Origin of the sequence: Sphingobium sp. JAI105, from assembly GCF_015752145.1 — a bacterium.
In the GTDB taxonomy this organism is placed as follows: Bacteria; Pseudomonadota; Alphaproteobacteria; order Sphingomonadales; family Sphingomonadaceae; genus Sphingobium; species Sphingobium xenophagum.
Window position 1 is genome coordinate 2,724,148 of sequence record NZ_JADOUC010000001.1, and the last position, 13,342, is coordinate 2,737,489.

Annotated in this window: 11 protein-coding genes; 5 read left to right on the forward strand and 6 right to left on the reverse strand. The window is 65.1% G+C overall.

The genetic code is table 11. The annotated features are described in order from the left end of the window. Positions 1-11: 11 nt before the first annotated feature. A complete protein-coding gene (locus IWY39_RS13080; protein ID WP_107123379.1) occupies positions 12-1,145 on the reverse strand; it encodes a serine hydrolase in 1,134 nt (377 codons plus the stop codon). Between the two features lie 170 nt (positions 1,146-1,315). Between IWY39_RS13080 and IWY39_RS13085 the strand changes: the two genes are divergently transcribed. After that, positions 1,316-2,161 carry an alpha/beta fold hydrolase gene (locus IWY39_RS13085; RefSeq protein WP_107123378.1) on the forward strand — a complete coding sequence of 282 codons (846 nt, stop codon included), beginning with the start codon at positions 1,316-1,318 and terminating at the stop codon, positions 2,159-2,161. A 114-nt stretch (positions 2,162-2,275) separates the two neighbouring features. On the opposite strand, the gene nadB is transcribed toward IWY39_RS13085, so the two are convergent. From nadB to purM, 5 genes are all read right to left on the reverse strand, one after another. Continuing rightward, positions 2,276-3,880: an L-aspartate oxidase gene (nadB, locus tag IWY39_RS13090; protein ID WP_017183817.1), complete on the reverse strand. Its 1,605-nt coding sequence runs from the start codon at positions 3,878-3,880 to the stop codon at positions 2,276-2,278. A 23-nt stretch (positions 3,881-3,903) separates the two neighbouring features. Continuing rightward, the gene (locus tag IWY39_RS13095) at positions 3,904-4,347 is read right to left on the reverse strand and encodes an endonuclease domain-containing protein (RefSeq protein WP_107123377.1); all 444 of its coding nucleotides are present in this window, start codon (positions 4,345-4,347) and stop codon (positions 3,904-3,906) included. Continuing rightward, positions 4,344-5,282: an ABC transporter ATP-binding protein gene (locus tag IWY39_RS13100; RefSeq protein WP_107123376.1), complete on the reverse strand. Its 939-nt coding sequence runs from the start codon at positions 5,280-5,282 to the stop codon at positions 4,344-4,346. Before IWY39_RS13100 ends, IWY39_RS13095 begins: the two co-directional genes overlap by 4 nt. A 41-nt stretch (positions 5,283-5,323) precedes the next feature. Then, on the reverse strand, positions 5,324-6,274 hold the full coding sequence (gene purN, locus IWY39_RS13105; RefSeq protein ID WP_107123375.1) for a phosphoribosylglycinamide formyltransferase: 951 nt from the start codon (positions 6,272-6,274) through the stop codon (positions 5,324-5,326). 86 nt (positions 6,275-6,360) lie between these two features. Further along, positions 6,361-7,455: a phosphoribosylformylglycinamidine cyclo-ligase gene (gene purM, locus IWY39_RS13110; protein WP_107123374.1), complete on the reverse strand. Its 1,095-nt coding sequence runs from the start codon at positions 7,453-7,455 to the stop codon at positions 6,361-6,363. A 227-nt stretch (positions 7,456-7,682) separates the two neighbouring features. Between purM and IWY39_RS13115 the strand changes: the two genes are divergently transcribed. From IWY39_RS13115 to IWY39_RS13130, 4 genes are read left to right on the forward strand one after another with little or no spacing between them, the layout of a single operon-like run. Then, complete coding sequence (locus IWY39_RS13115; RefSeq protein ID WP_181316562.1) at positions 7,683-8,978, forward strand: heavy-metal-associated domain-containing protein; 1,296 nt, start codon at positions 7,683-7,685, stop codon at positions 8,976-8,978. Continuing rightward, entirely contained in the window at positions 8,975-9,613 is a 639-nt protein-coding gene (locus IWY39_RS13120; protein ID WP_107123372.1) for a chromosomal replication initiator DnaA, read from the forward strand. The genes IWY39_RS13115 and IWY39_RS13120 overlap by 4 nt, the downstream gene beginning before the upstream one ends. 5 nt (positions 9,614-9,618) lie before the next feature. Next, positions 9,619-11,757: an RNA degradosome polyphosphate kinase gene (locus tag IWY39_RS13125; RefSeq protein WP_107123539.1), complete on the forward strand. Its 2,139-nt coding sequence runs from the start codon at positions 9,619-9,621 to the stop codon at positions 11,755-11,757. Between the two features lie 5 nt (positions 11,758-11,762). Continuing rightward, positions 11,763-13,286: a Ppx/GppA family phosphatase gene (locus IWY39_RS13130; protein WP_107123371.1), complete on the forward strand. Its 1,524-nt coding sequence runs from the start codon at positions 11,763-11,765 to the stop codon at positions 13,284-13,286. Positions 13,287-13,342 lie beyond the last annotated feature (56 nt).

Sequence of the window (13,342 nt, forward strand, 5' to 3'; positions counted from 1 at the left end):
GCGCCCTTATCTCATTTCGGCTCGTGGTTCGCCGCGACGGCCTTTGCCACAGCCTGCATCAGCGCCCAGCGTTCTGGGATGGAGACGGTGGTGCTGCCGATCATCACGGCGACCGCGTAGCTGGTGCCATCAGGCGCAGTCATGATGCCGACATCATTATATCCGGTGGAGCGTGGCGGCAGATCCTGGCCGGTCCCGGTCTTGTGCAGATAGGACCAGCCCGGCGGCACCCCGCCCTTGATCCGCTGCGGCCCGGTCTTGGCCTCCGACATGATCGACAGCAGCAGGCGGGAGGATGCGGACGATAGCATATCGCCCTGTTTCAGCCTTGCCAGCGCCTGGACGATCGCGGCGGGCGCCGCCCCATCGGGCGGGCTGGCGAGGTAATTGTCCAGCGCCTTCACCCGCGCGGCCATCGGCACCCTTGCGCGGGCAGTGTAGAAGTTGCGGCCGATCGCATAATCCTGCCGCCAGTCGAGCCCCGCCGTCGCCGATTGCAGCAGCCTTTCGCCCGGACCAAAGCGGATGTCCTTGATCATCCGCCGCGCCAGAAAGCCACGCACGGCGTCCGGCCCGCCGACCGCGCGCAGCAGCGTGTCGTTGGCGGTGTTGTCGCTTTGCGTCATGGCCCGGCGCATCAGGTCGGAATAGCTGGTGGTCCAGCCTTTGGTCCCGACCATCGCGGCGGTCGGCTGGTGAAACAGGGTCAGGTCGTTGCGAGTGATGGTCGTGGTGTCCGCCAGGCGCAGCTTGCCCCGGTCGACAGCGTCCAGGAACGTCATCGCGACCCAAAGTTTGGACACGCTCTGCTGCGGGAACAGCGCATTGCCATTCCATGCCACGGTCCAGTCCGCGCCGATCCTGCGAACGGCGATGCCCACCTTGCCCCGGAAACTTTGCCCCAGATTGCGCACGACGCTGACCAGCGCGGGGGAGGGCGTTTCGGTCTGGTCGATGTCCCTGTAGGGCAGGGGCGGGTTGGCGACCTTGCGGATCGGCCAGGTGTTGGTCGTGGGCTGCACGCCCTTGGGCGCGGCGGCAGCAGCCTGCGCCGGGCGCGGTTCGGGGGCGCTTACGCAGGCGGACAGCGCCGCCATCAACAGGACCAGGCGCGCAGAACCGCCCCGGCTATCATTCGATCTCATTCCATTCCCCGCACTCTGCAAGTGCCATTTAGGGTCAGCCGCCCGGTTGGCGGGCAAGGCCGATGCGACGAATGATTCCACAAATGCGATGTAAGGAGGCTTAACGGGGAACCAGCACGAAACCGCTTCCGCTCAGTTGCGGTTAAGCGGCGCAGCGGCAATAGGGCGGCATGATGGACAAAGGCATGGACAGGCGGGCGCTGCTCGGCGGGATGCTCGCGGCGAGCGGCCTGGTGTGGAGCGGGACGGCGCAGGCTGCGCCCTTTACCTCGCGCCGGATCGCGGTGACGGTACGGGGGGCGGGGCGGGACGTGCTGCTGATCCCCGGCCTTGCCAGTGGTCCGGGCATCTGGAACGGGGTGCTGGGCGCGATGCCAGGCTATCGCTTCCATCTGGTTCAGGTGCGCGGCTTTGCAGGGTTGGCGGCGGATGCCAATGCCAGCGGCCCGCTGGTTCAGCCGCTGGCCGACGAAATTGCCCGCTACATCACGGTCTCTGGCCTCAAGCGCCCGGCGATCGTGGGTCATTCGATGGGCGGCACACTGGCGATGATGGTGGGGCTCAAGGGCGTGGCTGGCCGGGCGATGGTGGTCGACATGCTGCCAGCCGGGGCGGCGATGGTCGGCGGCACTGCCAGCGGCCTTGGCTTTCTGGCGGACCAGCTTGGCGGCTATCTGACCGGGACAGTCGCAGGGCGACGCTATCTGGCGCAGATTGTGGGCCAGGCGCCCGGCGCCAGGGGCAGCGATCCCGAAGTCATCGCCAACGCCTTGCGCGATCTGGCGAATATCGATCTTGGCCCGCAACTCGCGCGCCTCTCTATCCCGCTTGAGATAGTCTATGCGGTCGGCGCGGACCGGGAGCAGGCAGCGGTCATCACCAGCCGGTTCCGCAGCGCCTATGCCCCCAAGAAGGATGCCGTGCTGCGCGCCATTGGCCCCAGCGGCCATATGGTGATGGCGGATCAGCCTGCACGCTTTCAGGCCGCGCTCGGTGCTTTCCTCAAGGATATTTGATAGGCGTCAAAGCGTGGTGCGAGCGACAGGGGTAGGGCGGAAATCGGATGCGCTTTCAGCGTCTCCCTCCTCCACCTTGAGGCGCGGCGCCGACCCGGCGACCGCGCCATTTTTTTACGGCGTCAGCACCGTGTCGACGGCCTTTTCCAGCATGTCGGGATAATCGAGGGTATAATGCAGTCCCCGGCTTTCCTTGCGATGGAGTGCGGAGCGCACGACCAGTCGGGCGACCTCCAGCAGGTTGCGTAGTTCGATCAGGTCCGGCGTGACGCGGAAATTGCCGTAATAATCATCGACCTCCTGCGCCAGCAGGGCGACGCGGTGCTGGGCGCGTTCCAGCCGCTTGGTGGTGCGGACGATGCCGACATAATCCCACATGAAGCGACGTATCTCTTTCCAGTTATGCTGGACGATGACTTCTTCGTCGCTGTTGGTCACGCGGCTTTCGTCCCATGGCCGGATGGGCGGCGGGGCGGGCAATTCGTCCCAGTGATGGCGGATATGTTTGGCGGCGGCTTCGCCGAACACGAAACATTCGAGCAGCGAGTTGGACGCCAGGCGATTGGCGCCATGGAGGCCGCTTTCGGTCACTTCGCCGGCGGCATAGAGACCCGGCAGGTCGGTGCGGCCATCCAGGTCGATCACCACGCCGCCGCAGGTATAATGTTGCGCGGGGACGACCGGAATCGGCTCCTTGGTAATGTCGATGTCCAGGTCCAGCAGCCGGGCATAGATGGTCGGGAAATGCTGCCGCACAAACTCCGGCGGCTTGTGGCTGATGTCGAGATGGACATAATCGAGGCCCAGCCGCTTGATTTCATGGTCGATGGCGCGGGCCACCACGTCACGCGGGGCCAGTTCCTCGCGCGGGTCGAATCGCGGCATGAAGCGCTCGCCGCCGCCGGGTACGCCGGGCGGCAGTTTCAGATGCCCGCCTTCGCCGCGCACCGCCTCGGTGATCAGGAAATTCTTGACCTCCAGATTATAGAGGCAGGTCGGGTGGAACTGGTTCATTTCCATGTTCGACACGCGGCAACCCGCACGCCAGGCCATGGCGATGCCGTCGCCGGTGGCGCCGCGCGGGGCAGTGGAGAAAAGATAGGTGCGGCCCGCGCCCCCGGTGCACAGGATCGTCGCCTTGCCCAGCAGCGCATCGACATGCTTGGTTTTCTTGTTGAAGGCATAGACGCCCCAGACATGGCCATCGCCCGAATAGCGCTCGCCATGGCGGGAGGTGATGAGGTCGATCGCGATCAGATCGTCGATCAGGGTGATGTTGGGATTGGCGCGGGCGGCCTTCAGCAGGGCGACCTGCACCGCATGGCCGGTGGCATCATCGACATGGACGATGCGGCGATGGCTGTGCCCGCCCTCGCGCGTCAGGTGCCAGCGATCGCCGAAATCCTCACCGGCGTTGAACGGAACGCCGAGTTTGGCGAGGCGCTCGATCGCGGCAGGCGCTTCGGACACGACGAACTCGACCGTGGCGCGATCATTGAGGCCAGCGCCCGCGACCATCGTATCTTCGACATGCGCCTCGAAACTGTCACCGGCGTCGAGTACGGCGGCAATGCCGCCCTGCGCCCAGTTGGTCGACCCGCCGTCCAGCGCGCCCTTGGCCAGCACCAGCACCTTGCGATCCTGCGCGAGGTTGATGGCGGCTGTCAGCCCTGCAGCGCCGGAGCCGATGATGATGACGTCGTGGGTGGTTGTGGGCATTATATGGTCTTGCTGCTTCTTATTTACTCCCCTCCCGCAGGCGGGAGGGGGTGGGGGTGGGCCTGCGCAAGGGTCGTTTTGATATGCGACACCACGCCTTCGAGGTTTGTCATCACATCGCGATTAGAAATGCGCAAGATTTGGAAACCGAGGGAATGGCAATAAGCATCACGCCGAATGTCATGATTGACGCTTTGATCGTGACTGGTGCCGTCAAGTTCGATGACGAATTTCAATTCTCGACAGAGAAAATCAGCGAAATAAGGCCCGATCGGCATTTGGCGACTGAATTTGTGGCCAAGTTTTCGTCCTTTCAAGCATTGCCAAAGCAATTGCTCCGGGGTGGTGGCGCTATGGCGCAATGCCTTGGCGCGAAGGGTGGCGCGGTGCTTGAAAGGTCGTGTTTGCCCACCCCCTAGCCCCCTCCCGCTTGCGGGAGGGGGGACAAAATGGGCTTCGTCGTTCACGCCGCCGCCGTCAGATTGAGGAACACATCCTCCAGATCCGGGTCGCGCGTCACGACGTCGACAATCGCCAGGCCGCTGGCCTGCACGGCGCTGAGCACCTGGCCCGCATTGGCGCGGTCCTTGAGGTAGGTGATGGTCAGCGTGCGGTCGCCCGATCGTTCGACCTTCTCGAAACAGGGAGCGTCAGGCGGGGTCGTAATGTCGCGGTCCACGGTCACCTGCACCACCTTTTCCTGCGCCATGTCGACCAGTTCGCGGGTCGGCTTGTCGGCGATCAGGCGGCCATGATTGATGATGCCGATGCGGTCGCACAGTTCCTCGGCCTCTTCCAGATAATGGGTCGTCAAGACGATGGTGACGCCCAGCGCATTGAGTTCGCGCACATAGGCCCAGAGTTGCTGGCGCAATTGCACGTCGACGCCCGCGGTCGGCTCATCGAGCACCAGGATCGGGGGGGAATGGACCATCGCCTTGGCCACCAGCAGGCGGCGCTTCATGCCGCCTGACAATGTGCGGGCATAGGCGTGCGCCTTGTCCTCCAGATGGACGGCACGCAACAATTCCATCGATCGGCGCTGACCCTTGGGCACGCCATAATAGCCGGCCTGATTTTCCAGCGTCTCGAAGGGCGTGAAGAAGGGGTCGAACACGATTTCCTGCGGCACGATGCCGATGGAGTTTTTCGCGTTGCGCGGATTGACGTCCGTATCGAAGCCCCAGATGCGGGCTGTGCCCGACGTCTTGTTGACCATGCCCGCCAGGATATTGATCGTCGTCGATTTGCCTGCGCCATTGGGGCCGAGCAGACCGTAAATCTGGCCGCGCGGGATCGACAGCTTCATGCCGTCGAGCGCGCGCTTGCCGCCCTTGTAGATTTTGGTGAGATTGCGGATCTCGATGGCGGCCTCTGGGGCGGATGCGGGCGTTTCGGTCATGGCTCCACTCTATGGTGATCCGGCCGGGCAAAGGGAAGGGGTCAGAATTCGTCCGCAATGTCCATGAGGCCAAGCAGCTTGCGCGGAGCGACCTGACGCCAGCTTTCGCGCAGCCGTTGCGCCACATGGTCCCAGTCCGTGTCGCCCAGGTCCAGCCGGATGCCGACCCATTCATTGCCGAAATAGGCGGGGCGGTAATAGCGGGCCGGATCGGCTTCGATCAGGCTGGCCTGTTCTTCGGGCGCGGTGGTTTTGACCAGCAGGGCAATGATGCCGTCCCCATGATGGTCGCGGGTGAAATAGGCGAATTTCTTGCCCTTGACGATGCCGAAGCAGGGCATGCCGTGCGAAACAATCTCGTCCGCCTGCGGCAGGGCCAGCGCGCTTTCACGGACCTTGTTGAGCAGCCAGTCGGGCTGGCGTTCGCGGGTGACGAAATCGGCCAGCGTGCGGGAATAGAGCTGATGTTCGGCGATGAGGATGCGGGCGGCCAGGCTGTCGGCGGTGTCGCCGGGCAGGATCGCCACGGCGGTCTGGCCCAGCACCGGGCCATCGTCCAGTTCGGCGGTGACGATATGGACCGAGCAACCGGCATGGCTGTCGCCCGCGTCGATGGCGCGCTGGTGGGTGTCCAGCCCCTTATATTTGGGCAGCAGGCTGGGGTGGATGTTGAGCATCCGGCCTTCCCAACCCGACACGAATTCGGGCGACAGCAGGCGCATATAGCCCGCCAGCGCCACATATTGCGCACCCGCCGCGCGCAGCTTTGCGTCGATGATCCGGTCGAACTCGGCGCGCTTATGGCCTTTATGGCTCTGACCGAAGGTGCGGATGCCCTCCGCAGCGGCCAGCGTCAGCCCAGCGGCATCGGGATCGTTGGCGGCGACCAGTACGATCTCATAGGGGCAGCTTTCCGCCTTGGCCGCATAGAGCAGCGCCGCCATGTTGGACCCGCGACCGGAGATCAGGACGCCGACTTTTGCCTTTTGCATAACAACATCCGTTCGGTTCGAGCGAAGTCGAGAACCCTGGCGCGACCGTTTCTCGACTTCGCTCGAAACGAACGGAGGGGGTGATTTTAGCCCAGATGGGTGGCGCGCCAGTCGGCCTTGCCGCTCCATGTCTCGACCGAGCCGCGCACGGTGCAGCCCTTCTCGCCTGCCTGCACTTCGCCGATGCGATGGACGGTTTCGCCCGCGGCTTCGAGCGCGGTGGTGACGCCTGCGACATGGTCTTCTTCGACGCTCAGCACCATGCCGAGGCCGCAGTTGAAGGTCCGCGCCATTTCGCCCGGTTCGATATGGCCCTGCGCCTGGAGGAAGGCCATCAGGCGCGGCTGGTCCCATGCGTCGGCATCGACCATCGCATGGCAGCCGTCGGGCAGGACGCGCGGGATATTTTCCAGCAGTCCGCCGCCGGTGATGTGGGCCAGCGCATTGATCATGCCGGCGCGGACCAGGGGCAGCAGGCTTTTCACATAGATTTTGGTGGGCGCCATCAGCGCGTCGATCAGCAAAATATCCTGATCGAAAATGGCGGGACGGTCGAGCTTCCAGCCCTTGTCGGCGGCAAGGCGGCGGACCAGCGAGAAACCGTTGGAATGGACGCCGGAGGATGCCAGGCCCAACAGCACGTCGCCGACCTTGACCCGATTGCCGGTCAGCGCCTTCTGCCGTTCGACCGCGCCGACGCAGAAACCGGCCAGATCATAGTCGCCCGGCCCGTACATGCCGGGCATTTCGGCGGTTTCGCCGCCAATCAGCGCGCAACCGGCGATCCGGCACCCCTCGGCTATCCCGGCGATGACACGTTCGGCGACGCCGCTTTCCAGCTTGCCGGTGGCATAATAGTCGAGGAAGAAAAGCGGCTCTGCCCCCTGGACGATCAGGTCGTTGGCGCACATGGCGACCAGGTCGATGCCCACGCCATCATGGCGATTATGGTCGATCGCAAGCTTCAATTTGGTGCCGACGCCGTCATTGGCCGCGACCAGCAGCGGATCGTCATAGCCTGCGGCCTTCAGGTCGAAAAAGCCGCCAAATCCGCCAAGTTCGGCGTCTGCGCCAGGGCGGCGGGTCGCCTTGGCCAGCGGCGCGATGGCGCGGACGAGGGCGTTGCCCGCGGCGATGTCGACGCCAGCCTTGGCGTAGCTGTAGGATTCGTTCTCACTCATGGGGGAGCGCCCTAGAGCAAAGGCGGGCAAAACGGAACCTTCGATCTTGGCGGCATCATTGCACATCCGTTCGCCCTGAGCGACGTCGAAGCGTTCCACCGAGCGTAGCGGGGTGCTTCACTGCGTTCAGCAGAGGGCTTCGACTTCGCTCAGCCCGAACGGTAAGGGGTGGGGCATAGTGAAGGTTGGCGCTTGGCATCCTGGGCAAATCCCGCCAAAAGGCGCTCGTGAGCCTGAGCCAGACCCTTAATCGCCTGCCGTTCCAGCCCGGCGCGCTGCTGCGCGCCGTGTCGCGCCCGGTCCAGATCCTCCTCGCCATCGCCATCGGCCTGATTGCCGCAGCGCTGTTTGCGCAGATGGAGGGGGAACGCGGCGTCCCGCCGATCGCCAGTGGCGGCGATTTCGAGGTGCGCGGGGTCAAGGTCGATGTCGTGGCCAAGGATGCCGACAGCGCCCGCTATGCCGGGTGGCGGATGGCGCAGCGGCAGGCGTGGCGGATGCTGTGGACGCGCACCCATGGCGGCGGCGGTGCGCCGGCCCTGTCCGATTCGCAGATCGAGGCGATGGTTTCGGGCATAGAGATTGATTTCGAGCAGGCCGGACCGACCCGTTATGTCGCGACATTGGGCATATTGTTCGACCGGGCACGTACCGGGCAATTGCTGGGCGTGTCGGGCAATGTCATGCGGTCGCCGCCGCTGCTGGTGATACCGGTTCTGTGGGATGGCGGATCTGCGGTGTCCTATGAACGGACCAATGAATGGCAGAAGGCCTGGGCGCGGTATCGCACCGGCGACAGCGCGATCGACTATGTGCGCGTGGCCGGGTCGGTCGCGGACCCGATATTGCTGACGGCCGGACAGACCGGGCGGCGCGGACGCCTGTGGTGGCGGGTGCTGCTCGACCAATATGGCGCGGCCGACGTGGTGATCCCGATCGCGCGGCTGGACCGCGCCTATCCCGGCGGCCCGGTGACCGGCACCTTCACCGCGCGCTATGGCCCGGACAACAGCCTGATCGGCAGCGTGACGCTGCGCGCGTCCAATGCCAGCGGCGTCGCGCAGATGCTGGACGAGGGCGCGCGGCGGATCGATGAAATGTATATCCGCGCGCTCAATGATGGCCGCCTGCGCCCCGACCCGTCGCTGATCATCGAGGAGCCGGTCGATCCTGACGCGCTGGCGATCGAGAATGCGATGGATACGGTGATCGAGACGGACGATCTGCCGACGGCGGCCAGCACGAGCGGCACCAGCAGTTTCGCGATCCAGTTCGACACGCCCGATGTCGGGTCGATCAGCGCGGGCGAATCGGCGGTGCGGGCGATCCCCGGCGTGCGGTCGGCATCGACCAGCAGCCTGGCGCTGGGCGGCACGTCGGTGATGCAGGTCAGCTTTGACGGCACGGTGGATATGCTGCGCAACGGGTTGCAGGCGCGCGGCTATACCGTCAGCGTATCGGGCACCACCCTGCGCATCGTGCGCAGGCAGGCGCCGCAGCCGACGCCACCATCACAGCAATGAGCCAGATCAGCCTGCCTTTCGACTGGCAAGGCGCGGCCAGCGGCGGAGATTTTCTGGTCAGCGACGCCAATGCCCAGGCGGTCGCCCATCTGGAACGCTGGCGCGACTGGCCGCTGTCGGTGAGCGTGCTGACCGGGCCGCCCCTGTCGGGCCGATCGACGCTGGCGCACCATTTCGCGCAGATGAGCGGTGGCAGCGTGATCGACGATGCGCAGGGAAAGGACGAACATGCGCTGTTCCATGCCTGGAACGAGGCGCAGACGAGCCGCCAGCCATTGCTGATGATCGGCCATGCGCCCCCCGCCAGCTGGACCGTGGCACTGCCCGACCTGCGATCGCGGCTGGCCGCTGCGCCCCATGTCGCGATCGCCGAACCGGACGAGGCGCTGGCGCGCGCGCTGATCGAGCGCCAGTTGGGCGCGGCGGGGGCACGCTTCGCCGCCGACCTGCCCGACTGGCTGTTGCGCCGGATCGAGCGCAGCTATGGCGCAATCGCGGCGGTTACGCGGCTGCTCGACCAGGCGGCTTTGTCATCTGGCCGTAAGATTTCCATCTCAATGGCAAAAGACTGCCTGCAAGGCGCTGGCTATCTGCCTATAGTAGCGCCCGACCCTTCCCTCGATCCGTGCGAGTGATCCCAGTGGCCGAAGCCGATCCCGCGACCAGCCTGACCCAGCCGATGGGTCGCTATTTCAACCGTGAGCTGTCCTGGCTGGCGTTCAACCAGCGCGTGCTGGAGGAGGCGATGAACCGCGCCCATCCGCTGCTGGAGCGGTTGCGCTTCCTGTCGATCTCCGGCGCCAATCTGGACGAATTCTTCTCCGTCCGGGTCGCGGGCCTCAAGGGCCAGCAGTTGCAGGATGTGGACATGTGTTCGGCCGACGGGCTGACCGCGGGGCAGCAATTGACCGCCATTGCGGCGGAAACTGACCGGCTGATGCAGGCGCAGCAGAAGGTGTGGGGCGTCGTCCATGGCGAGCTGGCGCAGGTGGGGATCGAGGTGGTCGGCCCGACCAGTCCGATCGATCCGCTGAGCGAAGCCTGGCTGCGGGACCATTTCCTGAACCAGATCTTCCCGATCCTGACGCCACAGGCGCTGGACCCGGCCCATCCCTTTCCCTTCATCCCCAATCAGGGCTTGTCGATCGTCTTCGACCTGCAACGCCTGTCGGACAAGCAGCCGATCCGTGAACTGGTGATGATCCCCGCATCGCTCGCACGCTTTGTCCGCATTCCCGGCGAACCGGCGCGTTACATGGCGCTGGAGGCGGTGGTGCGGCGTTTTTCGGTGGATCTGTTCCCCGGATATATGGTGCGCAACAGTGGCGTGTTCCGCATCATCCGCGACAGCGACATCGAGATCGAGGAAGAGGCCGAGGATCTGGTCCGCCACTATCGCAGCGCGATCAAGCGCCGCCGCCGGGGCCGCGTCATCCGCATGGAGATAGAAGAGCGCATCCCCGAACCGGTCGAGGAGATGTTGCAGGACATGCTTCAGGGCCATGAGGCCGTGGTGGTCGAGGTGGAGGGGTTCATCGGCATCGGCGACCTGTCCGGCGTCGTCGAGGAGGACCGGCCCGACCTGAAATTCGAACCCTATGCGCCGCGCTTTCCCGAACGCATCCGCGAATATGGCGGTGATTGTTTCGCCGCGATCCGGGCCAAGGATATTGTCGTCCACCATCCCTATGAGGCGTTCGACGTCGTCGTCGCGTTCCTGAAGCAGGCGGCGGTCGATCCCGATGTGGTGGCGATCAAGCAGACGCTCTATCGCGCGGGCAAGCAGTCCGCGATCATCCGCGCGCTGATCGACGCGGCGGAGGCGGGCAAGTCCGTGACCGCCGTGGTCGAATTGAAGGCGCGGTTCGACGAAGAGCAGAACCTGATGTGGGCCGACGCGCTGGAGCGGGCCGGCGTGCAGGTCGTCTATGGCTTCATCGACTGGAAAACTCACGCCAAAGTGTCGATGGTGATCCGGCGCGAGGGGGATCAGTTTCGCAGCTACTGCCATTTTGGCACCGGCAATTATCATCCGGTCACGGCCCGCATCTATACCGATCTGAGCTTCTTCACCGCCGATCCGGCCTTCAGCCGGGATGCCGCCGCGCTGTTCAACTATATCACCGGCTATGTTGAGCCGCAGGGGCTGGAAAAGCTGGTCATGTCCCCGCGCAGCCTGCGCGATCATCTGTGCGCGATGGTGGATGCCGAGATCGACCATGTCCGCGCCGGTCGCCCCGGCACCATCTGGGCCAAGATGAACAGCCTGGTCGACCCGGCGCTGATCGAAAAACTCTATGCCGCCAGCAATGCCGGGGTGCAGATCGACCTGATCGTGCGGGGTATCTGCTGCCTGCGCCCCGGCGTGCCGGGCATGTCGGAGCATATCCGGGTCAAGTCGGTGGTCGGCCGTTTTCTGGAACATAGCCGCATTGCCGTGTTCGGCAATGGCAAGGCGCTGCCCAATAACGGCGCCAAAGTCTATATCAGTTCGGCCGACTGGATGCCGCGCAACTTCGACCGGCGCGTCGAATTCCTGGCCCCGATCGAAAATCCGACCGTGCATGACCAGATTTTGGACCAGGTGATGGTCGCCAATCTGATCGACAGCGAACAAAGCTGGACGCTCGACAGCACGGGGCATTACACCAGGCTCGATCCGGGCGACAAGCCGTTCAACCTGCACCGCTATTTCATGACGAACCCGTCCTTGTCGGGGCGGGGCGCGGCGCTGGACAATGAAGCGGTGCCGACATTGCGCCTGCGCGGGCGGACCTGAGCCTGATGAATTCCATGCTCAGCCGGGTCCGCGAAGCGGCGCATACGATGACGATGTCGGCGCAACCGACGACGGGTCGCACCGCGATCATCGACATTGGTTCCAACAGCGTGCGTCTGGTGGTGTATGACGGGCCGCGCCGCATCCCGTTCATCCTGTTCAATGAAAAGGTGATGGCGGGGCTGGGCGCGGCGCTGGCGCGGACCGGACAGATCGAGCCGGAACCGATGGAGCGCGGGCTGCGCGCGGCCGAACGCTTTGCCCATCTGTGCCGACAGATGAAGGTTGCCGATATTCGCTGCGTGGCGACCGCGGCGGTGCGGGACGCGACCAACGGGCCGGAATTCATCGCCCGCGCTGCCGCCATGGGGCTGACGGTGGAATTGCTGTCGGGCCGGCAGGAAGCAGTCGGCGCGGCGATGGGCGTGCTGTCGGGCATTCCGCATGCGGACGGCATAGTCGGCGATCTGGGCGGCGGCAGTCTGGAACTGGCGCGGATCAGGGATGGGCAGGTGCATGACACCATATCCCTGCCGCTGGGCGTGCTGCGCCTGCCGCAAATCCGCGCCAAAGGGCCAAGATTGCTGGAACGGCAGGTGGCCAAGATGCTGGCCGATGCCGGGTGGCATCAGGCGCCTGACCTGCCATTCTATCTGGTCGGCGGGTCGTGGCGGGCGCTGGCGCGGTTCGACATGCAACTGACCCAGTTTCCGCTGCCGGTGGTGCATCAATATGAAATGCCCGCGACCCGCGCCGAGCAGCTGATCCGTATCGTGTCCCATGTCGATCGCGCGCGGTTGAAGGAAATTCCGGGCATGAGCGGGTCGCGCGTGCCGACGCTGGGCGATGCGGCGGCGTTGCTGTCGGTGGTCGTGCGCCAGTTGCGGTCGAGCCGTCTGGTCGTGTCCGCCTATGGCCTGCGCGAGGGATTGCTGTTCGAAGGGCTGCCGCCCGAAATTCGGGCGCATGATCCGCTGCTGGTCGCAGCCGAAGCGGAGGGGGAGGCGCAATCGCGGTTTCGCGGCCATGGCGACCGGATCGAACGCTGGATCGCGCCCCTGTTCGCCGATGATGCGCCCGCCGCCCGCCGTATCCGCCGCGCTGCCTGCCTGCTGGCCGATGTCGGTTGGCGCGCCAATCCCGATTTCCGCGCCGAACGGGGCATGGAGATTGCGCTGCATAGCAATTGGGTGGGTATCACCGCGGCGGAGCGGGCGATGCTGGGGCAGGCGCTGTTCAGCCATTTCGGCGGTGGCACGGCGATCGCGCCGGGGCTGGAACGGCTCGCCAGTGCCGAGGCGTTGCGCCGCGCGATGCTGTGGGGGCTGGCGATCCGACTCGCGCAGCGCCTGTCCGGCGGGGTCGAGCGGCCGCTGACCCATACGCGGCTGACGTTGCGGGACGGGCTGCTGCTGCTGGAACTGGACAGCGACGATGTGGCGCTGGGCGGCGAAGTGGTGGAACGGCGGTTGCGGCATCTGGCGCAGACGCTTGGCGTGAAATATCGGCTGGTGCGGGGTGAGGGGTAGGGACTTCAACAGGTTCGTCATGCCAGTGGACGCGGGGATGACGGACCGAGCAACAT